Here is a 25,632-nt window from a genome sequence, read left to right as displayed (position 1 = left end):
GTAAATAAACTCGAAAATTTGGACGGAATTTACATTTGTAAATGGAGGGTTTCATAATGAATGAGTTTCAACAAGAACTACAAGCGTTAAACCTTAATGCTTATCAACCTGGTAATGTTGTGTATTGGGATCAACAACAAAATCAATATCCATATTACTACATTCAAGACGATGCACGTCGTTGTGGCGGATGCGGTGGTGGCGGACGTTGTGGCGGTGGCGGCTGTGGTGGTCGCTGTGGTGGTTGTGGCGGCGGACGTTGCGGCGGTTGCGTAGGTTGTGTAGGCTGTGTTGGTTGTTTCAGCTGTTCTAATTGCTGGAACTGGTGGATTATTTAAGTACTATAGATCAATAATATTTCACATGAAAGAAAAGTGCCGATGCAAAGTTATAATGTATTGAAACTTTTCTTTCATGCTGTTATTTTTATATGTTTTAGGGGGATATTTATTTGTACAAATATGAAAAATTAATTTCATGGGTAGAAAACATTAAAGAGACAAATCAAAGTTCTACGGCAGCACTTTGTATTATGAAAGATAATAAGATTGTGCTAGAGCATTATAGTGGAACGCATTCAAATACTCCTACTAGTAAAAAAGTAACTATATCTTCACAATTCAATGTCGCTTCCGCAAGAAAAAGCTATTTAGGATTAATGGTAGCTTATGCAGTTTATGAGGGGAAAATAAAATCTCTTGATGACGAGGCTGTAAATTATTTTAAAGAATATGATCCTTCATTACTTGGAAAGACAACGATAAGACATTTAGTAACTCATTCACACGGTTTAAATGAAACCGAGGATGGGACAGCTTTTCGTGAATTTGAGCCGGGACAAGCTTGGGCGTACAGAGATATTAATGTAAGAATGGTGACGCAGCTTATTTATCAACTGTATAATAAGAGTTTTCCTGAACTATTAAAGGAGCGTGTATTCATACCTGCTGATTTCAAAGAAACTGGATGGAGAATAAAACAAGATGATAATTTAGTTAAGGTTGTTGTAAACCCAGATGAAGATGCAATAAGTAGTGTTGGTGCAGTAGATGACGGCTCCGAGAAAAATCTTTTTGTCTCTGCGAGAGAATTTGCATTTTGGGGTAACCTTCATTTAAATACAGGGTTTTTAAATGGTAAACAAATTGTGCCAAAAGAAGTTATAGCACTTGCTACGAGCTTACAAAGTCCAGAGTATACAAATAAAGAACTGCCTCAAAACGGGTTGTTTTGGTTCGTTCAAAATGAACCTGCTTTATTTAGCGAACTTGGTGAGCGAGTTCCTAAAGGTTCCTATCAAATATTAGGAATTACAGGACCAACGATATTAGTCATTCCAGAATATAATGTCGTCGTTGCTAAAATGTACAATAAAAGATACAACTATGGTGGGGATAATTATTTATATTATTTACGTGAATTTAGCAATTTAGTCGCTGATACATTTAGTAGCAGTAAAAATACTATGGTTAGGGTATAACTACTCCTATAATAAAAAGGAGTGAACTTTAATGAAAAATGAAGTGAATAAAAATAAAAAGCAAAATATAAAGGATGTAAACACAGAACAAAACGCGATTTATAGCGATCCGAAAGATGCAGCTAATATGCAAACTGTACCGCAGGCGAAAGACTTTGAGGAAATTGAATATTAATTTTCTCTCCGACTTATTTATGAAAGAAAAATACGTCTTAAGTCTCATCACTTTCAGCAAATTATTTGATAACATATATACATAAGCATTCGAAAATGTCTTATCTTAACAAAGCTTTCTTTAAATGCTGTATATAACCTACAAAAAGGCACTTCTTGATGAAGTGTCTTTTTGTGTAAGCTAACTCAATTTCCATTTTCCGTACAGTATCTTGCAATTTATCATGGATATACTAACTGTGAAAATTCATGTCATGATAAAAGAAGGGGACAGTTAGCATGAAACAAACATCTATAAATCCATTGCTAATTGTTCTAGGTACAATCATTGTTCAAATTGGCCTAGGAACAATTTACACATGGAGTTTATTTAACCAACCCCTTGTAAGTAAGTTTGGATGGAACCTCAATTCGGTCGCGATTACTTTCTCAATTACGAGTTTTTCTTTATCATTCTCAACTCTGTTTGCAGGAAAGCTACAACAAAAATTTGGACTCCGTAAACTTGTCGCTACTGCAGGAATTGTTTTAGGACTCGGTTTAATACTTAGTTCACAAGTTTCTTCATTACCATTACTTTATTTATTAGCCGGTGTTGTCGTTGGATACGCTGATGGAACAGCATATATTACATCACTATCTAATTTAATTAAATGGTTTCCAAACCGTAAAGGGCTTATTTCTGGTATATCTGTTTCGGCATATGGAATGGGTAGCTTAATTTTTAGATATGTAAACGGAAATCTTATCGATAGTCTTGGTGTATCACAAGCATTTTTATATTGGGGTATTATCGTCTTACTTTTAGTATTAATCGGATCGTTCTTCTTACGTGAAGCAATTGTAAGTAACACTACGGCTGAAACATTACACAATGATTATACGCCGCGTGAAATGATGCGAACTAAACAAGTATATTTCTTGTTTTTCATGCTATTCACTTCATGTATGGGTGGTTTATATTTAATCGGTATGGTAAAAGACATTGGGGTGCAGCTCGTTGGTCTTAGTGCAGCGACTGCCGCAAATGCCGTCGCAATGATTGCAATCTTTAATACAATAGGTAGAATTATTCTTGGAACGTTATCAGATAAAATAGGCCGATTAAAAATCGTCTCTGCTACATTTATTATTATTGGATTGTCCGTCTTTACTTTAAGTTTTATTCCACTAAATTACGGGATTTATTTTGCTTGTGTAGCAAGCGTTGCCTTTTGCTTTGGTGGTAATATCACTATATTCCCAGCCATTGTCGGGGATTTCTTCGGATTAAAAAACCATAGCACAAACTACGGGATTGTTTACCAAGGTTTCGGATTTGGTGCACTTGCAGGATCATTCATTGGCGCACTACTTGGCGGATTTCAACCAACCTTCATTACAATCGGTGTTTTAAGTATTATCTCCTTCATTATTTCTATATTAATTCGTCCACCGAATGCAGAGAAGAAAAAGGAAATAAAACATTTACATCGAAAAATAGCTTAATTCAAAAAAGAGTCCTAATGTCAGGGCTCTTTTTTATTACGTTAACTTTGCTTCTTTACTAACTCATTAAAGACAGGACAATATCATTATAAAATTGAATAGATAAGTAAAAAGGAGCGTGATACTTAAAATGAAAATAGTGCAGCAGTGGGTACAAGAAGATAGTGATTACATAAGAGAGAAAGTAATTGAATATAACCAAAAACATCTTTCAAATGAGGAAAAAACACCTTCAGAAAAGGTAAGTTTTATAGTAAGGAATGAAAAAGAAGAAATAATCGGAGGGGTAACAGCTATAACATTTTGGCATCACTTGCATATTGACTTTCTGTGGGTGTCTGAAGAATATAGACACGAAGGCTATGGCAGCAAATTAATGAAACTTATTGAAGAATTTGCAATCGAAAAAGAATGTCGGCTGATAAACTTAGACACTTTTAGTTTCCAAGCTCCAAACTTTTATAAAAAACACGGATATAAAGTGATCGGAGTCAGTAAAGATCATCCTAAAGGACATCATCACTACTATTTAGAAAAAAGATTGTAAAAAACATATTAAATTTATAGTTGCTATCGCTTGGTATCTTTTAACCGAATCGATTTTTAACATTTAGTGGACGTGTTTTGATTATTCTTTTTCAAAACACGTTCTTTGTCTTTTTTGTGAATAAAAACAATTTAATGATAGAATGAAATGAAGACAGAAAATTCGTATCATTGAAGGGGATTAAATATGAAAAAGGTGAATGTTACATACGCGCTTTTATACGATGAAACTCACGAAAAGCTCTTAATGGTTAAAAACAAAGGGAAAAATGGCTCTTATTACACTTTACCAGGTGGGGCAGTAAAATACGGTGAAACGTTAGAAGAGGCAGTAATTCGTGAAGTGAAAGAAGAAACTGGATTAGATATATATGTAAACGGGGTTTGTTCCATTAGTGAAGCCTTGTTTGAGGAAAGGGGACATCATGCAATCTTCTTTAATTTTTTAGGAGAAATAATCGGAGGGGAAATCTGTATATCACGACCAAAAGAAATTGAAGAAATTATCTGGATGGAATTACATAAAGCAGAACCTTATTTACGTATACCAGAACACTTAAAAGGCCTTTTACAAAAGAAAGAAACAATACCTTATATTTTTAATGGAACCATTATTCATCAATCTTCATAAATATATTATTACATTTAAGGCGGGGAAAAAATGGAGTTTATCGTTAATCATAAACAATTCACACAAGCTCTTTCAGAAGTAAGTAAAGCTATCTCAACAAAAAAATTTAATTCCTATATTATCTGGAATAAAAATAACAGCAGATCCATCCGGAATTACTTTAATCGCAAGTAATTCGAATATTTTTATTGAAAAGTTTATACCTAGTTCAATTGAAGATGTACAAATTACAACTATTGTAAAAGCAGGAAGTATTGTTGTACCAGCGAAATATTTCATTGAAATTATTAAGAAAATGCCAAGTGATATTTTAATAAAAAGCATTAATGAGCAATTGATTACAATTCAATCAGATGAAATTACTTTAAACTTAAATGGATTCTCGGCGAACGAATTTCCAAATGTACCATTTATAGACGAACATGCAGAAATACATGTAGAAACGGAACAGTTGATTGAAGTATTCAAACAAACTGTCTTTGCAGCTGCTAAAAATGAATCTAGACCCGTTCTTACCGGCGTGCATTTCGTTATTGATCATAACAAATTAATTTGTGCTGCTACTGATTCGCATAGACTGGCTTTACGTGAAATACCCATTTCTTCACATGCGAAATTAAATTGTATTGTACCAAGTTCCACTATTAGTGAACTACTAAAATTAATGAACAATAATTCAAATTTAGTATGCATATATCTTTCAGAGAGTCACATTATTTTTAAATTCGGTACAATTACGTTGTATTCAAGACTTATTGAAGGAAAATATCCTAATATATCCGGCCTAATTCCAAATGAATCCCAAACGGTTATTAATATAGATAGAAAAAAGATTTTACAAGGTGTAGATCGGTCAAGTTTATTGGCTAGTGAATGGGCAAACAACAACGTTAACTTAGAAATCATCGACGAATTCACAATACAAATCTCTTCTAACGCTTCTCAAATTGGTAAAATATCCGAGACACAACAAATTGATGCTATTCACGGTGAAAAGCAATTAAATATATCTTTCGATGGACGATATATGGTCGATACTTTAAAAGCAATAAAAGAAGATAGAGTTACTTTAAGTTTTGGTGGTTCCATGAGACCGATATTAATTGAAGCAGGTGAACAATCTGCAGCAGTATATTTAATATCACCTGTTAGAACTTATTGAGAACAAAGGAAGGAATTAAATTATGTACAAGCACACTTTATGTTTTATAAAAAGAAATGAAGAAATACTTATGCTAAATAGAGAATATGATCCTGTAAAAGGATTATGGAACGGTGTAGGAGGGAAGATAGAAAAAGGAGAAACACCGTTAGAAAATGTAATTCGTGAAATAAAAGAAGAAACAAATATAGATGTTGAACAAAATCAAATTCAATTTAAAGGCATTATTAAATGGGAGGATTCCTCATATTCTGGTGGCATGTATGTCTATTTAGTAGAGCTACTTAATGAATTTACATATCACACTCCAAAAAAAGTCTCAGAAGGAATTCTAGATTGGAAAGAGGTATCTTGGATTCTAAGTGACTATAATTACGGCGTAGGAGAGATGATACCTAAATTTTTAACTGAAGTACTTTATAATGAATTAATATTAGAGCACTCTTGCGTTTTATCAAATCATAAATTAGTAGAGTATAAGAATAAAGAATTAGCTAAGCAGACCAGCATAGTAAAGTAGTAATTAGGGGGGATTAGTATGTAATAGAAGGAGGAGCTCATGAAAAAAGGAAATTACTTATTTGGGATATATATAACTAGTGTTACTATTATAATACCCTTAATTATTTACTTAGCATTGGCAACCTCTAGCGAAAAAGATACTCTTACTCAAGTGAAAAAATCCCCCGGTATCCCATCTGCTATTCAAGATTCAAACGATATAGAAGACCCCACAGGATATTGGACAACAGAAAAGATGAAAAATGCAATTCCAGTAGATAAAACAAAAAATTTTAATAGATGAGTCATAAATGAATAAAAAGCGAACCATCAATATTAAATCGGTTCGCTTTTTATTATAATTATACTTCTCGCCACCAAGCTGACGTAGGATATTCTCTAGAATTTAACGTAATAGCTTCACCAATTTGTGGCGTTGCAATATTAACTCCTAAACGATTTGCTTCTTTTGTAACTCGCTCGATTGGATCACTCCAATCATGTAATGCTAACGTAAAAGCACCCCAATGAATAGGAACGAGCAATTCTCCTTTAACGTCAATATGAGCTTGTACTGTTTCTTCTGGCAACATATGAATAGCAGACCATCTCGTATCGTATTGCCCGCATTCCATTAAAGTAAGATCGAATGGACCATATTTATTACCAATCTCCTTAAAGTGCGGAGCATAGCCACTATCACCGCTAAAGAAAACTTTCGTTTCTTGACCAAGAATAAGCCATGAACACCATAACGAACAATCTCTATCTGTCATACTTCGTCCAGAGAAATGCCTTGCAGGAGCGCAAACTAACTTAATATTATCAAACGTAATTTCATCCCACCAATTATGTTCACTAATTTTACTAGGTGAAATACCCCATTTAATAAGATATTGCGCAACTCCCGTTGGTACATAAAAGTGCTTTGCGCGATCTTTTAACTGCATAATACTTTTGTAATTTAAATGGTCATAGTGATTATGAGAAATGATAATCGCATCAATTTCTTGAAGTTCATCATGTTCTAAAGAAAAAGCACCACTATACCGCTTACTATTAAACACAGGAAATGGGGAAGAGGCATCTCCAAACATAGGGTCTAATAACAATTTTTTACCTTCTATTTTCAAAAGAGAAGCAGAGTGCCCAAACCATGTCACACTCTCTAAAGACTCATTATTTTTATTCGATAAAACAATAGGTAAATTCTTTACAGGACGCAGCTTTGTTTTCATTTTAAAGTAATCAGTCATTAAACCAATAATATCTTTCGGATTAAAACTTACATCAGTCGGAATTTGATTCATATATTTCTTTTTCATTAGTTCTCCTTTTTACGTTTAACAATATACGTATGTTGTTATTGTAGCTAATTGTAGTTTAAACTATATCATTTTACCTTTCATCTTAAATGCAGTACATTTCATAAATTCTTCAAATTTATTATTTATATATAAAAAATAGATTTGTGAATTGTTTTGTTTAAGTAAATTCTTTCTTATAAACAACAAAGACCGTATGTTTCTTTATATGTTATAGAAGCAGATAGGTAACTAATTATCCACAGGAAGGAGAGTCTATAAATGCTTGAAGAAAGAAGAAAGAAAAAAGAAGTCAAAATGTAAACTATCAAAATCTGAAATGATTCAGCTTTATACAAAAGGGAAGAGCACCTCAGAAATAGCTGTACTTGCCAATGTGTCTGCTGAATATATTCGTATGGTTTTAAAAGAAAAAAACGTGCCCAGACGAGCTATAGGTAGTTGGAAGAGAAAGTATGATTTAATAGAAGATTATTTTAAAACTTGGTCAAATAACATGGCTTATATTTTAGGATTTATAACAGCAGACGGTGTTATACCAAAAGAAAATCAATGTGTCAGTATCTCGCAAAAAGAAAGTGACATTCTAAACGATATAAAAAAAGAATTAAACACAAACCAGCCGCTTTATCAAAATAAAAAAACAGGCGTATATATGTTAAACCTCAATAGTAAAACAATTAAAGAAGATCTTATGAATATTCACGGAATCAAGCCTTGTAAATCATTTACTGTAGAATTTCCATTCGTACCAGATGAATATCTGCATCATTTTATTCGAGGGTATTTTGACGGAGATGGTTATGTCAATTATGAAGCATATACAGTAAGTTTTGTAGGAGGATCATATAATTTTATGAACTCTCTAAACCAAGTTCTGCAAAATTACAACTTAAATTCTAACCTTTTAAATCAAAATACACATTATCGTGTCATGCTGACTGGGAGAAAATCAATTCAGCTTTTTGCAAATTGGATTTATAAAGACAAAAATATATATTTGCATAGAAAATATAAAACATTTCATAAAGAACATGTAAGTTTAGAACAATTACAAGATCGAAAATTAAAAAGAACTCAAGCTGCAGTTATGCAAAGAAAAGAAAACTTCCTTAAAGATTATGAGAAAAACAAATGTATTACTACAGCATGTTCAAATATAAATATTAATGAATTAACATTTAAACGTTGGATAAAAAATGATAATCAATTTAAAAAAGAATATGAACAAATTAATTTGGTATATATAAATAGCAATAACACAATATAAAATTCTAGATAACCTTAGTATAGGTATTAACATAGCTATACTAAGGTTTTTTATTTGAAATCATTAAAGGATACTTATTTTTATTTATAGAACATAGTAAATACATAGATTTTACAATTAAATTACTAAAAAAGAAGGGATTTTAAAATGCTTGCTACTTATTCTCCGGAGAAAATACTTAAAACAACTTATGAGACAAAAATGATTTCAACAGGTGACAATTATCCAACTTTAAAAATAAGCGGAACAAACCTTCAATATTTACTTGTAATGCTCCATCTGGGCATAGAATCAAATACTATAAAAACGAAGCTAAATTGGACTAACGAGGAATTCGAAAAACAAATGCACGCATTAGAACTAGAAGGTTTATTGAATAAGACAGAAGGGAGTTACTATCCAACATGTATGGTTATAACAGCTAATGAAGGAGAAAAACTGTATAACCTATGTGAGCCTCTAATTAAAACTGCACTTAACATAATTGAAAAGTATTCTAATCAAATTGATGCTATGTCTAAAAGAATCGAGACATTTAATCATTTATCTAAAGAATCGTATAGTCTTTTACTATATAGTGGTGTGTTATTAGATTTTGGACAAATAATTAACATTGAAGAAAACTATTTAGAAACAGAACGGCCTTTGAGAAACAATAAAAGATATTATTATGCGATTCTAGAACAAGAACAAACAGACAAAGAGTCCTTTGGAATGTATGGTAATACGTATTTGGATTTAGGGGAATATCAAATTGGTCTTTATGGAAACACTCGATATACAACTTTGAATTTAATAACTGCGAATAAAGAAACGTTTGAAGAATATTTTCACGATGCTATTATCGATATTAATTATACGAAAAAGCAATTAGTTGAAAATTTTGTAGCAGTAGATAGACAAGTAGACTTAAATTCAAATGTATTATACGAAAAATTAGGCTTATATAAAAATTCGCAACCTGTTATCCCAGTGTTTACAGCCGCAGACTTATCTATACTTAACGAAATCGCGAACACGGTCAGTGAAGATTTGATTTCATTATGTAAAGAAAATGAGAAGCCTTTAAAAGAATACTTTGCAAGCAGCAGATACTCAAAAGAAATAACTTACGAAGAATTTTTTATTTGGTGGTATCACTTTTTCTATACAAAAGTAACTGAAGAATTAATTAAACACGGCGTAATTAAAATCAGTTCCCAAAAGGATCAGTCATATATAATGTATTAAACTATACGTATAGAATTTAAACTTCACATATGTAGCAGGAGGATATATGTATGACTGTTTTATGCTTAGTTAGACACGGGGAAACTGAATGGAATGCTATTGGAAAGCTCCAAGGCCACGAGAATATTGAGCTAAATAAAAATGGTAAACAACAAGCCGAAAGATGCGGTTTGTATTTGCGTGAAAAACAATGGGATGTAATTATTTCTAGCCCTTTATCAAGAGCTAAGCAAACAGCTGAAATCATAAATACGTACATGTTAACATCAGTAAACATAATTGAAATGGAGAATTTTATAGAACGTGATTATGGCATGGCTTCAGGATTAACGACAGAAGAGCGGACGAAAATGTTTCCAAAACGTAATTATAAAAATCAAGAACCAAGAGAACTACTAAAAGCAAGAATTATAACCGGTTTAAATATAATCCTGAAAAAATACCCAGATAGTAATGTTATTTTAGTTACCCATAGTGCCGTTATAAACACAATTCTTGCTCTTATATCAAATAATGAAATTGGATCAGGAAAAACAAAACTTTTTACGGCCTGTATAAGTAGCATTTATTATCATCAAGAACAATGGAAAATACGTGAGTATAACAAAATTGACCATTTATAAACAAGTAATAAAAATAAATATACAGAAAATACGATGTTGAAGGAGAGAAGAGCCATGAAAAAGAAATTTATCAATCCAGAAACAATGCCAGCAACTTTTGGATACTCACATGTAGTCGAAGTTAGTAACGCTAAACGAACCATTTACATATCTGGACAAGTAGCGATCAATACTGATGATCAAATAGTTGGCATTGATGATTTAGCTATACAAACGCGACAAGTATTCGAAAATATTAAAAGCGCATTAGAAACTTCGGAATTAAAATTTAATGATGTAGTAAAATTAACATTTTTCTTAACAGATATTTCTCAAATGGCCATTGTCAGAGATGTTCGAGATCAATACATTGATACTAAGAATCCACCAGCAAGTTCAGCTGTAGAAGTTAGAAAGTTAATTAACGATAACTTATTAATTGAAATCGAAGCAATTGCTGTAGCAAACTAATTTTAAAAACTTGTTATTAATCATATCCATACAATTCGTTTAATGCGTTCATTTAAAACGGATTGTATTTTTTATTGTCTTAAATATAATTTATATCTGGAGACATTATCATCAACAACTTATAAAACAACAACAAAAACAAATAACCACACAATCCATCACACAGAATGAATCCAAAGAAAAGGGAAGTGTAACAACCGAAACTAACATATAATAAGTTTATCACTTTTTTCTAGTTAACATAATATATATTATACGAAGTTGTATAGAGTAAGTGTTTACCTGTATCAAAAACCAAGTAAACTATACTTAATGAGACGAAACGGGTATTTTTAATGAGATTCACATAAAATCTTATCTAAATGAATTTCTACAGTTTTTATCGTTTATTTTGCTATAAATTAATCACAGCAAATCTTAATCTATTGATTATCGTTTAACGAGCCAAAAATAATTTTGATTAGCACGGAATTTTTTTATGCGAAATAAATTTTTCTATACAAATGATAAATTTTATTTTATGTTTTGCTTTATAGATTTATTGCTAATTATATATGTTTCATTATTTTATATTTTTATTGTTATTTCTTTTATTTACGCTTGACTTTCATTGGATTCTTCATTCTAGTTAACATAACGTTTATTTTTAACGTGAAAAAATCCTCCTCACCTTCAGGAAGATTTCTTTTGCTAGCTAGTAATCCATTTATCTATTTTTAGTAACAATCCCAATTGTAAATAACATTGGAAAAATCTAGGTTTAATAAATCTTCCTTACGTGTAAAGAAATTAGCAACACCAGAATCTCCCCACATAATATTTAATGAATCATCTGTATCGATTTGTAACAATAATATATCGTGTTGTTGGTATTTTTCTTCCCATTCCCTCGGATCTGTCTGTGTGAAAAATGGATAACCGCCAATTTTATGCCCTTGATCTTCGTATAGATCATCATACAGTTCGCCTAATTTTGTTTTATTTTCTTCATCAACAATTTCTTCCCAATCAATGTTTTCCTTGAAAATTTTTTCAAATCGATAATCTCTTGATGTTACTGGTTGATAATCCAATTCAAACTTTAGTTTAGCTGCTTCAGGTATGATAAAATGCTCTAAATCTAAAGTGTTTAAATAACTAAAATCAGTAATAACCTTAGTTAAATCTTCCGTTATTGTAGAATGATAAATAATTCGAAAGTCTTTTTGGCTAGTTGGATGGTCAAAATCTATTCCAAAAAGTTCATCATCAGCACTTACGAAAAATTGTAATAGTCCCTTTTGAGGCATAGTGTCAATATGCGGCATTTCTTCAAAGTTTAACTGCGCAAGTAGCATCATAGGTTGTCCGTTCGAGTCTTTAGGATGCTCTTGATTTATAGGTATATACGGATAGCCACCAAACTTACTTTCAAAAAGAGTTGTTTCTGCTTGCGTTCCAGACACTTTAATATACGGTTTCACACTTTCTTCTAAAATACTTCGATACTGCTCTAGTTCTTTCGGTAATTGAAGCTGATACGTATTCTTCATTTCTTCTGCCTCCCTTTAAAGATAAATAATAAATGCCTACCTCAATTATATTGCAAAAGATGGTTTCATTAAAAAAAGCTAAAAATCCGTTTTAACCCTCATTTTTTGCGCACTTGGCGGACAAAGTAAATTATGTTCTGAGACCTTTTTATTAATAGTTGTAATTAACATAGCTGCTTCTGCATTATCCGTTAGTTCTTTTAAATTTTCTTTTAGATGATCTATTTCCTTTGAAAGTTCAATCCACCTAGGCAAAACATGATTATTTTTCAAAGTTCTATAAAGTTGCTTGTCAGGATTATACGAAAGATCTTTATCAAGATTAAGAGGTTTCCCTTTCCCAGGTAAATCATTAAACGCTCCTGTCTTTTCTGCCTGTTTAACGATAGAACTAATATGATCCTCATACGTGAACGACCAAACTTTTTCATCTTTAACTAAAATTTCTTGTTTTTTAAGTTTTTTATCTAGCTCATCTTGATTCATAGATTCTCTCTCCTTTTTATTTTATAGTGTGGTTTTTGTATGTTTTAATGCTCTCAATCCATCAAATAACTTTTCTCGCCACCAAACACTGTCATGACCGCCTTGAAACTCTTCATAAGTCATTTGGTATCCCTTATCTTTTAAAGCTCTATATAAGCGCTTATTAGCCGTTAAAAGAGGTTCATTTTCAAGTTGTCCTGCTGCCAAATAAAAATGAGGTTGAGACGTATTGGGATTTACAGATGTAATTTGATTTTCAATCCACGGAATTTTATTTTCAAAGCCATTCTTTTTCCAATGTACGGATCCAGACATTGACAACACATTCCCGAAAATATGTGGATTTTGAAGAGCTGCATAAAAAGCTGCTAAGCCACCGAGACTGAAACCGGCAATTGTTGTATTCCTCTCTTCTTGATATACGTGATACTTAGCTTGAATCCACGGAAGTAATTCCTCCGTTAAAAATGTATTCATTTTATCGTTATAGGTTAGCTCTTCTAGCCGATCAACAGGATCTATAGCAACAGCTATACAAGACGGAATTTCTTTTTTATAAATTAAATAATTGAGTGTTCTTGTGATTGAAAGGTCTTTAATAAAAGAATTCCCATCAAATACAATGAGAAGTTCATGAAGGTGTGAAGTTTGAGAATAATTATGAGGAGTATAAATATGAATCTTACGTGTATTATTTAAAGTTGAACTATAGAAAGAATATGTTTCAATTTCTCCAGATGGATAATGATTAGAAGGAAATCGACTATCATACGGCACTTTCATATCTATTTCTAACACGGATGCTTTATTGGCATCTTCTCCAAATACATTTCCATTAAATCGGTCTAGTCGGTACTGCTCACTACGCTTTATCCAATCATTTTCGAAAAAATCATTTACTGAAAAATAGTAAGTTGAAATAAAACGCTTATCCGTTCTAAACGTTCGATACCAAATATCTGTATGTAACAACCGTTGCAATTGATTTACAGACAGATCCCAACCAGGAAAACTACCGAATACATAAACGTTTTCAGTTTTTCGGTCCCCTAACCATATATACGTTATAAGCTTATACCGATTATCTACTGGACACTGTTCTATTAATGGCGTATTATTTGACTTTATTTCATGCAAAAAAGTATAAAAAGCTTTCTCGTTTCCGTTTTTCAATTGATTATTAAGTTCCTCTAACTTTGGACTAATTATTGAAGTCATCCATCTTCCTCCTTTGTATTTCTTTTCACTAGATTGCTTTTATAAAATTTAAGATTAGGATGTTGTGTATTTAGATGAGTTATTTATTAGAAAGTTTATCAATTGCCTGAATAGAAAGCTCCAACGCTTTTATCCGTCTTGTTAAAAGCGTTCTTTGAGGACTACCATCTTTAGACTTATCATAGGCTCTCTCAATTGATGGGAGCAAACCAGCAAGGACATTACGAGCTTCTGCTAACTCTTCTTGGCTATACCGATGACTTTCTTGATTCCACACGTTCTCTAACACTGCTAGCCCTATGCAAACGGCTTTAAGCCTTTTTTTTACTAAGGTAGTATTTGCTCCTTTTTGAGTCATCTGTGAAAAAGCATTTTCAAGTTTACGAATTGTCGATTGTAAAGATTTTATTGATTCCAATTTATCTATCTTTGACACGTTTTCCATGTTAGTGCTGTCCCTTCTGCGTTTCTAATTTATTTTGTTTAATGTTTGATAAAATCGTTAAGAACTTGATTTTACTCGAAATATTTTAACATAAATAACTATATTCAAGTTGGACAATAACTTAAAGGAAAACGGCTACTAAACTTATTCTCTCTCCCTTATATCATTCTATATGTACTTCTTTCTTCTCATTAGAATTCCTATATAAACAAGTTGATAATATTGTATATTTTATGAACTAAAAAAACGCACAAGCTATATTTAACCTGTGCGTCTTCGTCTTTATTCAGTAAGATAGTAAAGTAATAGTTTCCGGGACTTCTCATAATTCATAAAATCTCTATGCAAAATAGGATACTTCACAATTTCTGTTTCTAGAAAACGATATTGTGGAAACCATTCAAAAAACGATTTTCTTAGCCACTGTATTTGCTGAAACGAAATATTCTTTTCTTTTTTATTTAGTACAGAATTTAAAGTTGCTGCTGTATGCATCCAATAATAATTTAAATCAGAACTTATGCAATCATCTTCTGTAAATATATTTTTATAATCTTTCCGTACTTTTAGAATGTCACAATTCGGAAATGGTTTATATAGAGGACTATGTATTTTTGCAATTCATTAAAAATAACTTCTTTTCCTAATACCAACGTTCCACTCCTTTATTTCTCCATCCAATTCAATAAATTTTCATAATGATTATGAGCATCTTTATAGCCAAGATTATATAAATTAACGAGCTTTTCTTTATTTCTTTCTATTCCGCTTATAGGAAGCTGTGCGCTTGGCTGAATTACATAAAAATTATCTTTTTGTTCGTTGTGATTCATATAAGATACAGTTTCATTATAAAAACGATAATGTTCTACTAAATGCTCTGCGATTTTTGGATATCTTCTATATAAAATTTTAGCTAGTCCAGAAAATTTATTACGCTGCTTCTCGTATCCTTCTGGCTTTGTCATTATAACAACGTTTTTTAAATAACCATCATTTTGCGCTTTAAAAACTGGAATAGGATCTATAATCCCTCCATCTAACAATTTTCGATTATCATATTCTACAGCAGGTGCTATAAACGGCACAGAGCTTGATGCACGAATAATTTTTAAAATATCATTTCCATGTTCTGTTTTATTATAATAAACTGCCTGTCCTGATTCGCAATCAGTCGTTCCGATTACAAACTGTTCATTTGAATTTAGGAAAGTTTGAAAATCAAACGGTACAATTTTGTTTGGTACTTCATCAAATAAAAAATCCATTCCAAATAATTCACGTTTTTGAATTAAGTTTCGATAAGATATATACCTGTGATCTGCTACTAGCTCTGTATTTACTTTCTTATTTCTTCCTTTTTGACGCGACAAATATGTTGCTCCCATACACGCTCCAGCGGATACACCGACTACATACGGAAAGAATAAGTCCCTTTCCATAAAGTATTCGAGTACTCCTGCAGTATATAACCCTTTCATTCCGCCGCCTTCTAATACTAAACCGATATTTTTCATGCTATATCCCTCTGCTTCTGTTTTCTTAATTATATGTTAGCACAAGATTTTAGGATGAGGTTATATAAATTGGTTGCAATAATAACAAAAAACTATTGAAGCAATGTCATAATCTATTAGTCATTCGCATGGTACAATATAAGAAACTCATTCCACATATTATAAAGGAGGAATTTCATATGGGTTTATTTAGTGGTATTTTAGGAAATGCATCAAGTGCGAGTACAGAAAGCGTTGAACGTGATTTAGAAAAGATTATGCTAGATGATGAAAAAGTTGAGCATGCTTATAAATTAATTCGTGATTTAATCGTATTTACAAATCGTCGTCTTATTTTAGTAGATAAACAAGGAATATCAGGTAAAAAAACAGAGTATCATTCTATTCCTTATAAAAGCATTACACAATTTAGCATTGAAACAGCTGGGCATTTTGATTTAGATGCAGAGCTTAAAATTTGGGTATCTAGTATGGATGATCCAATTACGAAAGAATTTAAAGGTGACGATAGTATTTTAAGCATTCAAAAAGCGTTAGTAACATATACGACGAAATAGTTCATTTTTGTATATTTATTCGAATTCAAAATTACTAACCCGATTTTTTTGGAAGAATATACATTAATTTTGTATATTTAATCTTAGATAACATAAAAAGGTAAAGCATTTAAAATGTGCTTTACCTTTCTTTTTTATAATAAATTAAAGTTGCTTTATCATTTAATTTCTTTTTAAATTCCGTTCTTATATATCCCATCTTTTCGTATAGAAAACAATTTCGCTCTTCCCCTAAAATTGTAGCAAGCTCCCAAGTCGTTATTTCCGGAAACATCTCCTCGATTAAAATTAATACTTTTTGAGCAATTCCGTTCCCTTGATAGTTTGGAATAATAAACATCGGGCTGATCCAAAATTTAGATGCCCCTTCTTTACGTGATATACATATCGCTCCGACAAGATTCGTGTTTACGAAAATTTTATAAAATCCACCGTCCAGATTATTTATTCTTGAAATTGTTTTTTCAATAAGTTCATTTGCCGGACTTGTTTCATAGTCCTTATACTTTTCTAATAATGAACTAAATGATTCTACTTGCATTTGAAATATAATCTCTGCATCAATTTCTGTCGCCTTCTCTAATGTTACCAATTTAAACGCTCTCTTAAAGAAGTAATATGAGCTGTATGATGACGACCGTGCCATGCATATAGTCCAATTGCAGCAGCAAGTTTTGTTTCTCCTGATTCAGGATGATTAAATGTCTTTTCTAAATCTGCTGGTTCTAAAGAATATAATAAGTTAACCCATCTTTTATGTAATGAATCTAGCATTACAAGTGAAACATCTACTGGTAATTTTGAGTCAGGTAGCTCTGCCCATTTTTCTTCTTTGTACGGTTTAATAGTTGGATTCTTTTCTGTCAGTGCTAATTTAAAGCGTATATAGCTATTCATATGACTATCAACAACATGATGAACAACTTGACGAACAGTCCATCCACCGACGCGATACGGTGTATCTAACTGCTTCTGATCTAAATTTTTTATCGCTCTTGCTAGTTCATTAGGTAAATCCTCAATTTCTTGAATCCATTTATCAATTATTTCTTCTGTAATAGTTCCTACATAAGTAAATTGACCTATTGGATAACGTAAATCCTTCATGTACATGTCCCTCCCTATTATCTTTAACCCTTAGCGATCCTCCAAATATAATGTACGAAATTTACGTTTTCCCCGTTTAAATCTACAGTAGTTGTCTCCGCTTCCTTTTCACGAGAAAATCCGTTCTTTTCTAATACAATTTGTGAAGCTATGTTATTTGTTGTTGTCATAGCATGTATCTCATTAATTTCATAGACTCTTGCTTGAGCCAAAATCAATTTTACAGATGCTGCTGCAACTCCTTTTTTAGTAAACTTCTCTCCAACTCGGTAGCCTAACGACCCAATTCGTTTTTCCTTATCTACATCAACTAAATTGATACGTCCTACAATTTCTTTTTCTGTATTACGTATGAGATGAAAATAAGAAATCCCCTCAGTTTGTTCTTTTAATAGTTCGTCAAGTTGCTTTTGAAAGTATTCATACACGTAATAATTAGAGCCACGACTTGGTACCATTGTTTCAAAAAATGATTTGTTCGTTAGTTCAAAGTTAAATAAATCTTCAGCGTCTTGATTCTTTAATTGTTCTATGTATATTTTCATCCCGTTTACCCCTTCTTGATTTACTAACTGTTATACATTCTTTTTTAACCGATAATTTTCCTGCTATTTCTTTCGCATCAGTAATACAGCGAGCAGCACTTTCGGATGAAATAGGTGAAATGGACTACGAATTAAATTCATCACTCTTACTAATCGAATATAAACTTCAGAGTCACTTGCAGAAAGTTGATATATTTGTTTTGTATACCATTGCTGAAATTTTTGCTTTATCGTTAATTCTCTTTTTAACTGAGGATGACGTGATATTTCCGTTGTAGTCATTTCCCAAGGGGTTTGTATTATGTTAGCAGTTTCTTTATAAAACTGCTGTGTAAATGCATTATCAAGCTTTTGTCTCCGTTGTAAAAGCAACTGCAACTGGTAAGCTTCCATAGCCGCAACTGAAACTCCCTGACCGAAAACTGGATCAAAACGACATTGTGCATCACCGACTACTAACAACCCTTCTGGTAAATGATTAATTAAATCAAATCGCCGACGTACTTGATAAGGAATTTTGTATGTCTTTATATCAGTAATTCCCTCAGCTTTGTTTAGAAAATCTGTCACATTAGGGATTGATAGATTTTCAGCGAAATCATAAAACTCATCATCTGTTTGTGGTGCTTTCTCATTTGCGTATCCGCTGAAAGTAACAAAATAACGATTATCCTCAATCGTTTGAATAAGAACACCATACGGATTGTCAGGGAAACTTGGAGACATTAGCATATTACAGCAGTCTAATTTCTCATTTTCTTTGAGTTTAAACATTTTAGTTGCGTAGAATAAATCGATACGCACTTTCTCTTCTTTCACTTCGATATTGTATTCACGTAACCATGCTATACTTTTTGAACCGAATCCACTCGCATCAACAACAATATCTGCTTGAATTTCTTCTTGCATGCCAGTCTCTAAACACTTAGCTTTTACTCCACATACTTTGTTAAGCTTTACATCTACTAATAACCCTTCAACCAATGTTCCAAATTTAATGATTACATTTGAAATTTGATCCATTCTTTTTTGGATATGCCATTCAAGCAAAAGCCTACTTTGTTGAATCATATGCACTTCTCCTATGAATGGTTGTTTCCATAAACCAAATTGATGCCATTTTATATCACGAGTAAAGTTATTTACGATGCTGCCTGCTTCTATTAATTCATTAGTAATAGTAGGAAACAATTCCTCGATTGCATTTTCTCCACCTTTTAATAACACATGAGGATGATTACTTTGTGAAACTCTTTTTCTCAAAGCTTTTCCATCCCATCTTTCGCCGACTTCTATAATGATTACTTCTTTAAAAGAAGTTGATAATGCTTTTGCTGCGAGTTTTCCTGCTATACTTCCGCCAATAACGATAGCCTTATTAAACATATTTTCCCCCTTAATGAAAAAAGATCCTGCCTTGTATGAATGAAACAGGATCTAAACGAAGAATTACTAAATTAAAACACATGAGTAAATTGCAACGTTAAAATTAAAATACCTAATCCCCATACGTAATACGCGAATACTTTTAAGGAGTGACGTTTTAAATATTGAATCATCCATGAAACAGCTATGTAACCAAAAAACGCTGCTGATAACGTGCCGACAATTAAAGATGTACTAGAAATAGATTCTGCTTTCACTTGATAAACATCTGCAAATTGCAAGATGATTGCTCCGACTATTGCTGGCGTAGATAATAAAAACGAAAAATATGCTGCTGTTTCACGGTCTAGTTTTCTCCATAAAGCAGCGACGATTGTCATACCAGAGCGAGAAATTGCTGGGAAAATAGCAGCCGCTTGAAATGAACCGATAATAAATGCATCTTTATATGTAATGTCATCCATTTTTTTACGACCGTTTTTTTGTTTATCGGCCATGTAGAGAAAGAAACCTGTCACTAAAAACTCCCATCCAATCGTAATACCTGTTTTTGAAATATCTTCAAAGAAGTCTTTAAATAACAATCCGATTACAACTGCAGGTATGGTCCCAACAATAAGTAATAACATTAGTTTTGAAAATGGATTTTTAATTAAGTATATAAATTCTTTTTTGTAATAAATAAACACTGCAAGCAAAGTCCCGATATGCAGCATCGTATCTAAAAATAATCCAGCTTCATCTAATTGAAACAAATGCCTTCCTAAATAAAGATGTCCTGTACTACTAATCGGCAAAAACTCTGTTAAACCTTGTATTATCCCTAATATAAAAGCTTCTAACCAATTCATGATGGTCCCCTTTCTCGTTTGCTTGTACCAATATATGAAGGTTCAATTTTCGATATGAAAAAAACTATTTTTCTCTATGAATTTACTTTTATTTCATGGATATATATGTAAAAAGGAGTGAGGAGGGTTACTATGTGGCAACATACGAAATTCGGCAATGTATTACTGTGGGCAGGACCTATCCTTGTGTTTATAGGGTTATGTATGACAAATGTTATTTCAGATATTCCTTTTTTTGAAGGAAAGCATAAAACGCTTGGAATTATAATTTTATTTATAGGGCTTTTCTGTTTAATTGCTGCTAATTATTTTAAAAAAGGAGAAAAAAATGAAGAATGAAACACAAAAAAACAATCCTAGTATATGTGCTAGGATTGTTTTTTTACTTATTTATAAAACACTTTATCAACGTTATATTTCGCTTTGTACTTATTAATGATGTATGTTTCGTAAATTTCTCTTTCAGTTGGATCTTCTACGATACATGCATCGATACGGTATACTTCATCACGATTATTTTTGATTGGTGAAACATTATCTTCAAAATGCTTTTTAATACGTTGTCTAATTTTACGAGCTTTACCTACGAAAAGAAGTTCGTCATTAATATTGTAAAACATAAAAATGCCGCCTTTATCTCTAGGGAACAAGTGGAAATCGATAAAACCGTTAATTGGAGTAATTAATGGCTCGTCTCCTTTAATAACTTGGTTACGTTCAGTAATTGAAACATCAGCTTCAGGAATATTAATTTTAATCAAGTTCATTCACGTCCTCTTTTATTATAAAGATAAATAATAGCATAAGTATGTAAGAAAAGCTATGTTAAGAGAGATATTTCATTTTATAATTCAAATATTATAGGTATATCATGTAAACTTTTTCTCCAAATCATATGATCGTTTGATTCGCCCCAATAATCCTTCAGCATATAACTAGGTTTTCCAAACTTTTTTGTCCATATACTTTGTGCTTTTTTGTATCCGCTATCTAAACAGCATTCGGTTATTCCTCTGCTAAGTAATGTAAGATACATTGTATTTAGTAGTAAACTCCCTATACCTTTTCTTTGATACTCCGGAAGTATAAATACAGTTCCTATTTCATACAAATCCTTAAGTGCACCGTCTGTACAACTATTAATCAATGTACTTGCTGGACCGATTTCAATCGTTCCAATGATTTTATCGTTACTTGTATCTATTGCTAATAAAAAGTAACGACTTTCTCCATTACTATCAAAATCATTTTTCAAATATTGCTTTTTCGTGTTAAGTTCATTTTCTATGTCATCTAATAATTGGGATAACCCTTCATTTTTATATGTATTCGTAATAACTATACGGAAAAACAAGTATAGTTCATCTATATCATCCGAATTCGGCCTTCTAATTTCAACGTTATACATGGCTTACATCTCCAATCTTTGAAAATATATGAGAAAGTGTATTCGTTCAAAAAGATTTTATACAATTGTTAAGACCATACTTTATATACTCTATTCATTATTATTCTACACAGCTCTGCATAGATCCAGCAGTATAAAAAACTCAGTATAAATATTAATGTAATAACTTTTATATCCATAGTCGTATGAATAGTAGGACCAAGTACAGGAAAACGGAAGATATCGAGAATGATCATAATTCCTATAAGTAAACATATCGCTGAAAAGGAAATTACCCAAATCCTCCTCTTGAATTGTAAAAAGGATACTCCTAACGCTATACCTAATAAGCCTGTAGTAAAGGGAAAGACAATTAGTTCACTTGGCTCAATAATGAATAATAGGAAAATAGTAAGAATATAAGAAAGTACTCCCTCACGAATAGAATAACAAATAGCTAGAAAAATCGGTAGCGTCGCGAAAGGACTAATAAATAACCCTATTCCAGGGATTAAGTTCCCCGCAGATTGAAAAATAGCAGCAAATGAACCGAGTAATGCTGTAATGACTAACCTACTTGCAGGCGTCACCTTTCTTTTATGAACAAAATTCGCATCCTGCTCTATCATCCATTGATACCAATAGCTTCTAAAGCGATTCATCAAATTCCCCCCTAAAGAGACTTAATTCACCACTTTCTATTTTTATTCAAATACTTATTGGTTATGTTTTACTTTCTGCTTGTTAGGAATCACTATACAATAGATGTTTATCCATAGAAGGTTTTTTAAGAGGCGCTAAGTCGTGCGTTTGAAAAAGTATGAATTCCATATATTTTTAGACTAAGAGTTTATACCGTATCATGGAACAATTTCAAAAATAATACCTTTGTTAAAATCCGTTACTTTCATAGATCCATAAACCCCTAAATATAATCTAGTTTGATCTCCGTTTGTTCCCAAGCTCATATAATAAGCTGCTTGAGCACCAAAATCATAATTGGTTTCAATAACATGAAAATCATTACGTTTCCCGTCTAGAGCTGTTCTAGTAAAAGCTAACACTCCCTTTACTGGAGATTGAAATTCTTCTTTCTTAGCAAGATCAGTAAACACGATACTACCAGTTAAACTAGGAATTGTAGTTCCCATATATGGTTGTACTCCTGTAAGTGAGGTTCCTCCAAACTTATCTGCTCTGGAATCTTTATGAAAATAACTAATTAGGGGCTGTATGCGCCTCACTGATGTTTCTATTGTTTCATTATAATAAGCCATTGTTCTCTCATCCAAAGTAGGATTCTCAGAACAGTGCCTTATAAAAGAAGTAGGAAATTCTCCTTCCCATCCTCGCCAACCAAAATTAATAAATCCATCTTGATTAGGAGTGGATCTCATTAAATGCGTTTGAACAAGTTCGGTAACCGGTATGGGTTTATAATGAACAAACGAAAAAATAGACTCTACAATATCCTGCCCGACATTTCCAGCATATTTGATATACTGATTATAAAACCTTTGAAATGAAATACCTGTTATATTCCGAACTCCTTTCGCAATTACTGTAAGTGTTTCTTGTATAGATAAAGGAAACTCATTAAAGCGTGTAACTACTGGAGGGTTATTTATGAATGTATTTTTACTTACATCAATTTCAATTATTTTACCCGCTATTTCTAAATCATCCTGGCTTAAATTAAATGGATCATAACCCGATCCACCATCTCCATTTGTAAAAACAAGTTTTCCACTCTCAGGTGAAAAGTTTAAACTATTGACTCCGTTATGATTAAAAAAGGGCCTTCTTATGTTAAGTAATGTCCGTCGTTTTTGAGGTTGACTATGTGATTGTAAAATCCATTCCTCAACCGTATCAATATGATCATATTGAGTATCTCTATTTACCCACTTTAAGTTTAAAGTTTTCGGATCACACGGATTAGGTTTAAAAGGTTCAGAAAAGGCACCCGGACCTTGAGTGCCAGCTACTGAATAATGAAGGTAAAATAAACCGTTTTGATAAAATTGTGGATGAAACGCTAGTCCTAGCAATCCGCGTTCATCATAACCGCTACTAGAGACACCTTCTTCAAACGTGCCTAATTTGATAATTCGCGGGCGAATATCTAAAAAAGTCCTTATAACTCCGTCTCCTATGTAAAAGATTTCTCCTACCTGGGTGGCAATGAATAACCTTTCAATTGAGTCACCTGGTAGTATAGTTGTTTTCAAAACAGTAGGTAAATTGAACTTACTTGCAATGGGTCGTAAACTAACCTTAACTTTTGTCAACTTACTTTACACCCCATGCCCATCAACTTAAGAATTTAGAATTACCCCAAAACGAAAAAATGAGTTTTTTTTGTTACAAGTTAGCACAAAATTTCGTTCTGGGGGTACTATAAAATTTCCGCTTGATGGCGATGTGGTAGATACCCCAGTGTACAAAATGACAGTATTTCTTGCACCAGAACCAACGAAAGTAATTTAATGTAAAAAATAGTTAAAAATCCAAGCACGTGTTATTATTATATAGGGAATTTAAAATTAAAGTTGTATCTGGAGAGGAAATGTTATAAATGAAAACAACAAAAGGGAAACTATCTTTTAGCATTGATATTATAGGCTTTATAGCTTCTATAATAATGATTATTGTAACTTTGGTTAATTTTAGAACATGGCTACATCCACTTACATTCTTTACCGTGGGACTAGTCTTCTTTATTAATATAGTAAAGACCCTTAAGGGAAAAGGGCGTAATTCAAATTAAAAATTTGATTCTTAAATGCTTATATTTTATAAAGCATGTTAGTATCTTTTTAATAGTGGTCACCATCCATCACCATCAAATTAAAATAAATTTGTATCCATATAGCAAAAAAATCACTATTCTTTTTGTAGAAATATACAGAAAGGATGGCATTTTTTATGAATCTTTCGATTCAAGATGAACTCCAACTATTTGCTGAGGAATTATATCAATATTTTACTCCTTCATTCTTAGAGGAGCTTGCTAGAGAATTAGATTTTGTTCAAAGAAAGCGTAAGTTTTCAGGGCATGACTTAGCCACTATCTGTGTTTGGGTGAGTCAACGGATAGCGAGTGATTCTTTAGTTAGACTGTGTAGTCAACTACATGCAGCTACAGGAACTCTTATTAGTCCAGAAGGACTAAATAAACGCTTCAATAATAAAGCTGTTTGCTTTTTAAAACATGTTTTCTCTGCATTATTAAAAAATAAAGTTTATGAAACTTCATTGATTCCAAGCTCTTCACTAACCCATTTTCAACGAATTCGCATTTTAGATGCAACGATTTTTCAAGTACCAAAACACTTAGCTAGTGTGTATCCCGGTTCGGGGGGTTGTGCACAAACAGCAGGTATAAAGATTCAATTGGAATATGATTTACATAGTGGGCAGTTTTTAAATTTTCAAGTTGAACCAGGGAAGAATAATGATAAAACCTTTGGAACAGAATGTTTAGCGACATTACGACCTGGCGACCTCTGTATTCGAGATTTGGGTTATTATTCACTGGACGATTTAGATCAAATGGACCAACGCGGGGTATATTATATATCGCGGCTGAAATTAAATAATATGGTGTATATCAAAAATGATTTTCCTGAATACTTTCGAAATGGGACAGTAAAAAAACAGTCTCAGTACATCAAAGTTGATTTAGAACACATTATGAATACCTTAAAACCAGGACAGG

31 protein-coding genes and 2 pseudogenes are annotated in these 25,632 nt (G+C 32.1%); 17 read left to right on the top strand and 16 right to left on the bottom strand.

Translation table 11 applies throughout. The features are described from left to right. The first annotated feature begins 56 nt into the window (after positions 1–56). The 9 genes and pseudogenes from MR155_RS25275 (at position 57) to MR155_RS25235 (ending at position 6,286) form a co-directional block, all read left to right on the top strand. The gene (locus MR155_RS25275; protein WP_002065695.1) at positions 57–338 is read left to right on the top strand and encodes a heterocycloanthracin/sonorensin family bacteriocin; all 282 of its coding nucleotides are present in this window, start codon (positions 57–59) and stop codon (positions 336–338) included. A gap of 113 nt (positions 339–451) precedes the next feature. Next, the gene (locus MR155_RS25270) at positions 452–1,480 is read left to right on the top strand and encodes a serine hydrolase domain-containing protein (RefSeq protein ID WP_242311407.1); all 1,029 of its coding nucleotides are present in this window, start codon (positions 452–454) and stop codon (positions 1,478–1,480) included. Between the two features lie 31 nt (positions 1,481–1,511). Continuing rightward, complete coding sequence (locus MR155_RS25265; protein ID WP_242311406.1) at positions 1,512–1,655, top strand: hypothetical protein; 144 nt, start codon at positions 1,512–1,514, stop codon at positions 1,653–1,655. A 278-nt stretch (positions 1,656–1,933) separates the two neighbouring features. After that, positions 1,934–3,142 carry an L-lactate MFS transporter gene (locus tag MR155_RS25260; RefSeq protein WP_242311405.1) on the top strand — a complete coding sequence of 403 codons (1,209 nt, stop codon included), beginning with the start codon at positions 1,934–1,936 and terminating at the stop codon, positions 3,140–3,142. 130 nt (positions 3,143–3,272) lie between these two features. Then, on the top strand, positions 3,273–3,689 hold the full coding sequence (locus MR155_RS25255) for a GNAT family N-acetyltransferase (RefSeq protein WP_242311404.1): 417 nt from the start codon (positions 3,273–3,275) through the stop codon (positions 3,687–3,689). Positions 3,690–3,875: 186 nt separating this feature from the next. Next, a complete protein-coding gene (locus MR155_RS25250; RefSeq protein WP_242311403.1) occupies positions 3,876–4,319 on the top strand; it encodes an NUDIX hydrolase in 444 nt (147 codons plus the stop codon). Between the two features lie 30 nt (positions 4,320–4,349). After that, a pseudogene (gene dnaN / locus MR155_RS25245) lies at positions 4,350–5,481 on the top strand (DNA polymerase III subunit beta). Positions 5,482–5,503: 22 nt separating this feature from the next. Beyond that, positions 5,504–6,001 carry an NUDIX hydrolase gene (locus MR155_RS25240; RefSeq protein ID WP_242311402.1) on the top strand — a complete coding sequence of 166 codons (498 nt, stop codon included), beginning with the start codon at positions 5,504–5,506 and terminating at the stop codon, positions 5,999–6,001. 39 nt (positions 6,002–6,040) lie between these two features. After that, positions 6,041–6,286, top strand: a complete 246-nt coding sequence (locus MR155_RS25235; protein ID WP_242311400.1) for a hypothetical protein — start codon at positions 6,041–6,043, stop codon at positions 6,284–6,286. A 58-nt stretch (positions 6,287–6,344) separates the two neighbouring features. Here MR155_RS25235 and MR155_RS25230 read toward each other — a convergent pair whose 3' ends face one another. After that, entirely contained in the window at positions 6,345–7,307 is a 963-nt protein-coding gene (locus MR155_RS25230) for an MBL fold metallo-hydrolase (protein ID WP_242311398.1), read from the bottom strand. A gap of 319 nt (positions 7,308–7,626) precedes the next feature. On the opposite strand from MR155_RS25230, the gene MR155_RS25225 reads away from it, so the two are divergent. The 4 genes from MR155_RS25225 (at position 7,627) to MR155_RS25210 (ending at position 10,880) form a co-directional block, all read left to right on the top strand. After that, complete coding sequence (locus MR155_RS25225; protein WP_242311446.1) at positions 7,627–8,577, top strand: LAGLIDADG family homing endonuclease; 951 nt, start codon at positions 7,627–7,629, stop codon at positions 8,575–8,577. 147 nt (positions 8,578–8,724) lie between these two features. Next, complete coding sequence (locus MR155_RS25220; RefSeq protein WP_242311395.1) at positions 8,725–9,807, top strand: hypothetical protein; 1,083 nt, start codon at positions 8,725–8,727, stop codon at positions 9,805–9,807. A 50-nt stretch (positions 9,808–9,857) separates the two neighbouring features. Further along, positions 9,858–10,430: a histidine phosphatase family protein gene (locus MR155_RS25215; RefSeq protein WP_242311393.1), complete on the top strand. Its 573-nt coding sequence runs from the start codon at positions 9,858–9,860 to the stop codon at positions 10,428–10,430. A gap of 54 nt (positions 10,431–10,484) precedes the next feature. Next, positions 10,485–10,880, top strand: coding sequence for a RidA family protein (locus tag MR155_RS25210; RefSeq protein WP_242311391.1), 396 nt, complete (start codon positions 10,485–10,487; stop codon positions 10,878–10,880). Between the two features lie 716 nt (positions 10,881–11,596). Here the strand turns inward: MR155_RS25210 and MR155_RS25205 are convergent. From MR155_RS25205 to MR155_RS25180, 6 genes and pseudogenes are all read right to left on the bottom strand, one after another. Further along, entirely contained in the window at positions 11,597–12,412 is an 816-nt protein-coding gene (locus MR155_RS25205; RefSeq protein ID WP_242311389.1) for a YwqG family protein, read from the bottom strand. A 78-nt stretch (positions 12,413–12,490) separates the two neighbouring features. Beyond that, entirely contained in the window at positions 12,491–12,898 is a 408-nt protein-coding gene (locus MR155_RS25200; protein ID WP_113936396.1) for a DnaJ family domain-containing protein, read from the bottom strand. A gap of 21 nt (positions 12,899–12,919) precedes the next feature. Next, complete coding sequence (locus tag MR155_RS25195; protein WP_242311387.1) at positions 12,920–14,116, bottom strand: alpha/beta hydrolase-fold protein; 1,197 nt, start codon at positions 14,114–14,116, stop codon at positions 12,920–12,922. Between the two features lie 79 nt (positions 14,117–14,195). Continuing rightward, the gene (locus MR155_RS25190) at positions 14,196–14,561 is read right to left on the bottom strand and encodes a hypothetical protein (protein ID WP_113936397.1); all 366 of its coding nucleotides are present in this window, start codon (positions 14,559–14,561) and stop codon (positions 14,196–14,198) included. Between the two features lie 282 nt (positions 14,562–14,843). After that, a pseudogene (locus MR155_RS25185) lies at positions 14,844–15,214 on the bottom strand (YxiJ-like family protein). 12 nt (positions 15,215–15,226) lie between these two features. Beyond that, complete coding sequence (locus MR155_RS25180) at positions 15,227–16,078, bottom strand: patatin-like phospholipase family protein (protein WP_242245601.1); 852 nt, start codon at positions 16,076–16,078, stop codon at positions 15,227–15,229. Positions 16,079–16,257: 179 nt separating this feature from the next. On the opposite strand from MR155_RS25180, the gene MR155_RS25175 reads away from it, so the two are divergent. Then, positions 16,258–16,635 (top strand): PH domain-containing protein, encoded by a 378-nt coding sequence (locus tag MR155_RS25175; protein ID WP_002065713.1) that lies wholly within the window; start codon positions 16,258–16,260, stop codon positions 16,633–16,635. A 121-nt stretch (positions 16,636–16,756) separates the two neighbouring features. Here MR155_RS25175 and MR155_RS25170 read toward each other — a convergent pair whose 3' ends face one another. From MR155_RS25170 to MR155_RS25150, 5 genes are all read right to left on the bottom strand, one after another. Next, a complete protein-coding gene (locus MR155_RS25170) occupies positions 16,757–17,281 on the bottom strand; it encodes a GNAT family N-acetyltransferase (RefSeq protein ID WP_242311385.1) in 525 nt (174 codons plus the stop codon). Continuing rightward, on the bottom strand, positions 17,221–17,742 hold the full coding sequence (locus MR155_RS25165) for a YfiT family bacillithiol transferase (RefSeq protein ID WP_219302409.1): 522 nt from the start codon (positions 17,740–17,742) through the stop codon (positions 17,221–17,223). Before MR155_RS25165 ends, MR155_RS25170 begins: the two co-directional genes overlap by 61 nt. A 23-nt stretch (positions 17,743–17,765) precedes the next feature. Then, complete coding sequence (locus MR155_RS25160) at positions 17,766–18,287, bottom strand: GNAT family N-acetyltransferase (RefSeq protein WP_242311383.1); 522 nt, start codon at positions 18,285–18,287, stop codon at positions 17,766–17,768. Positions 18,288–18,350: 63 nt separating this feature from the next. Beyond that, on the bottom strand, positions 18,351–19,673 hold the full coding sequence (locus tag MR155_RS25155; RefSeq protein WP_242311382.1) for an NAD(P)-binding protein: 1,323 nt from the start codon (positions 19,671–19,673) through the stop codon (positions 18,351–18,353). Between the two features lie 71 nt (positions 19,674–19,744). Then, positions 19,745–20,524 (bottom strand): undecaprenyl-diphosphate phosphatase, encoded by a 780-nt coding sequence (locus MR155_RS25150; RefSeq protein WP_113936404.1) that lies wholly within the window; start codon positions 20,522–20,524, stop codon positions 19,745–19,747. 132 nt (positions 20,525–20,656) lie between these two features. Between MR155_RS25150 and MR155_RS25145 the strand changes: the two genes are divergently transcribed. Then, positions 20,657–20,863: a hypothetical protein gene (locus MR155_RS25145; RefSeq protein ID WP_242311380.1), complete on the top strand. Its 207-nt coding sequence runs from the start codon at positions 20,657–20,659 to the stop codon at positions 20,861–20,863. A 47-nt stretch (positions 20,864–20,910) separates the two neighbouring features. Here MR155_RS25145 and MR155_RS25140 read toward each other — a convergent pair whose 3' ends face one another. The 4 genes from MR155_RS25140 to MR155_RS25125 all read right to left on the bottom strand — a co-directional run bounded on the left by MR155_RS25140 (position 20,911) and on the right by MR155_RS25125 (position 24,202). Then, positions 20,911–21,291: a nucleotide excision repair endonuclease gene (locus MR155_RS25140; RefSeq protein ID WP_002013261.1), complete on the bottom strand. Its 381-nt coding sequence runs from the start codon at positions 21,289–21,291 to the stop codon at positions 20,911–20,913. A 77-nt stretch (positions 21,292–21,368) separates the two neighbouring features. Further along, entirely contained in the window at positions 21,369–21,932 is a 564-nt protein-coding gene (locus tag MR155_RS25135) for a GNAT family N-acetyltransferase (RefSeq protein ID WP_242311379.1), read from the bottom strand. A gap of 68 nt (positions 21,933–22,000) precedes the next feature. Continuing rightward, positions 22,001–22,573, bottom strand: coding sequence for a YybS family protein (locus MR155_RS25130; protein ID WP_002013264.1), 573 nt, complete (start codon positions 22,571–22,573; stop codon positions 22,001–22,003). 198 nt (positions 22,574–22,771) lie between these two features. Further along, positions 22,772–24,202 (bottom strand): PQQ-dependent sugar dehydrogenase, encoded by a 1,431-nt coding sequence (locus MR155_RS25125; RefSeq protein ID WP_242311377.1) that lies wholly within the window; start codon positions 24,200–24,202, stop codon positions 22,772–22,774. A gap of 287 nt (positions 24,203–24,489) precedes the next feature. Between MR155_RS25125 and MR155_RS25120 the strand changes: the two genes are divergently transcribed. Together MR155_RS25120 and MR155_RS25115 are read left to right on the top strand one after the other, a co-directional pair. Further along, positions 24,490–24,681: a hypothetical protein gene (locus MR155_RS25120; protein WP_098516254.1), complete on the top strand. Its 192-nt coding sequence runs from the start codon at positions 24,490–24,492 to the stop codon at positions 24,679–24,681. A gap of 158 nt (positions 24,682–24,839) precedes the next feature. Further along, positions 24,840–25,632: IS4 family transposase (locus tag MR155_RS25115; protein WP_242311375.1), on the top strand; the 793-nt coding region annotated here is incomplete at its 3' end.

Source organism: Bacillus cereus group sp. BfR-BA-01331, from assembly GCF_022663915.1.
GTDB classification, from domain to species: domain Bacteria; phylum Bacillota; class Bacilli; order Bacillales; family Bacillaceae_G; genus Bacillus_A; species Bacillus_A mycoides.
This window is presented reverse-complemented; position numbering and strand designations above follow the sequence as displayed.

Coding starts and splice junctions, on each gene's coding strand:
- MR155_RS25220 (WP_242311395.1), top strand. CDS start 8,725: ATGCTTGCTACTTATTCTCCGGAGAAAATACTTAAAACAACTTATGAG.
- MR155_RS25160 (WP_242311383.1), bottom strand. CDS start 18,287: ATGAAAATATACATAGAACAATTAAAGAATCAAGACGCTGAAGATTTA.
- MR155_RS25135 (WP_242311379.1), bottom strand. CDS start 21,932: ATGTATAACGTTGAAATTAGAAGGCCGAATTCGGATGATATAGATGAA.
- MR155_RS25265 (WP_242311406.1), top strand. CDS start 1,512: ATGAAAAATGAAGTGAATAAAAATAAAAAGCAAAATATAAAGGATGTA.
- MR155_RS25130 (WP_002013264.1), bottom strand. CDS start 22,573: ATGAATCGCTTTAGAAGCTATTGGTATCAATGGATGATAGAGCAGGAT.
- MR155_RS25255 (WP_242311404.1), top strand. CDS start 3,273: ATGAAAATAGTGCAGCAGTGGGTACAAGAAGATAGTGATTACATAAGA.
- MR155_RS25205 (WP_242311389.1), bottom strand. CDS start 12,412: ATGAAGAATACGTATCAGCTTCAATTACCGAAAGAACTAGAGCAGTAT.
- MR155_RS25230 (WP_242311398.1), bottom strand. CDS start 7,307: ATGAAAAAGAAATATATGAATCAAATTCCGACTGATGTAAGTTTTAAT.
- MR155_RS25240 (WP_242311402.1), top strand. CDS start 5,504: ATGTACAAGCACACTTTATGTTTTATAAAAAGAAATGAAGAAATACTT.
- MR155_RS25235 (WP_242311400.1), top strand. CDS start 6,041: ATGAAAAAAGGAAATTACTTATTTGGGATATATATAACTAGTGTTACT.
- MR155_RS25140 (WP_002013261.1), bottom strand. CDS start 21,291: ATGAACTTGATTAAAATTAATATTCCTGAAGCTGATGTTTCAATTACT.
- MR155_RS25150 (WP_113936404.1), bottom strand. CDS start 20,524: ATGAATTGGTTAGAAGCTTTTATATTAGGGATAATACAAGGTTTAACA.
- MR155_RS25180 (WP_242245601.1), bottom strand. CDS start 16,078: ATGAAAAATATCGGTTTAGTATTAGAAGGCGGCGGAATGAAAGGGTTA.
- MR155_RS25260 (WP_242311405.1), top strand. CDS start 1,934: ATGAAACAAACATCTATAAATCCATTGCTAATTGTTCTAGGTACAATC.
- MR155_RS25170 (WP_242311385.1), bottom strand. CDS start 17,281: ATGGCACGGTCGTCATCATACAGCTCATATTACTTCTTTAAGAGAGCG.
- MR155_RS25225 (WP_242311446.1), top strand. CDS start 7,627: ATGATTCAGCTTTATACAAAAGGGAAGAGCACCTCAGAAATAGCTGTA.
- MR155_RS25215 (WP_242311393.1), top strand. CDS start 9,858: ATGACTGTTTTATGCTTAGTTAGACACGGGGAAACTGAATGGAATGCT.
- MR155_RS25250 (WP_242311403.1), top strand. CDS start 3,876: ATGAAAAAGGTGAATGTTACATACGCGCTTTTATACGATGAAACTCAC.
- MR155_RS25155 (WP_242311382.1), bottom strand. CDS start 19,673: ATGTTTAATAAGGCTATCGTTATTGGCGGAAGTATAGCAGGAAAACTC.
- MR155_RS25175 (WP_002065713.1), top strand. CDS start 16,258: ATGGGTTTATTTAGTGGTATTTTAGGAAATGCATCAAGTGCGAGTACA.
- MR155_RS25210 (WP_242311391.1), top strand. CDS start 10,485: ATGAAAAAGAAATTTATCAATCCAGAAACAATGCCAGCAACTTTTGGA.
- MR155_RS25275 (WP_002065695.1), top strand. CDS start 57: ATGAATGAGTTTCAACAAGAACTACAAGCGTTAAACCTTAATGCTTAT.
- MR155_RS25195 (WP_242311387.1), bottom strand. CDS start 14,116: ATGACTTCAATAATTAGTCCAAAGTTAGAGGAACTTAATAATCAATTG.
- MR155_RS25165 (WP_219302409.1), bottom strand. CDS start 17,742: ATGAAGGATTTACGTTATCCAATAGGTCAATTTACTTATGTAGGAACT.
- MR155_RS25120 (WP_098516254.1), top strand. CDS start 24,490: ATGAAAACAACAAAAGGGAAACTATCTTTTAGCATTGATATTATAGGC.
- MR155_RS25145 (WP_242311380.1), top strand. CDS start 20,657: ATGTGGCAACATACGAAATTCGGCAATGTATTACTGTGGGCAGGACCT.
- MR155_RS25200 (WP_113936396.1), bottom strand. CDS start 12,898: ATGAATCAAGATGAGCTAGATAAAAAACTTAAAAAACAAGAAATTTTA.
- MR155_RS25190 (WP_113936397.1), bottom strand. CDS start 14,561: ATGGAAAACGTGTCAAAGATAGATAAATTGGAATCAATAAAATCTTTA.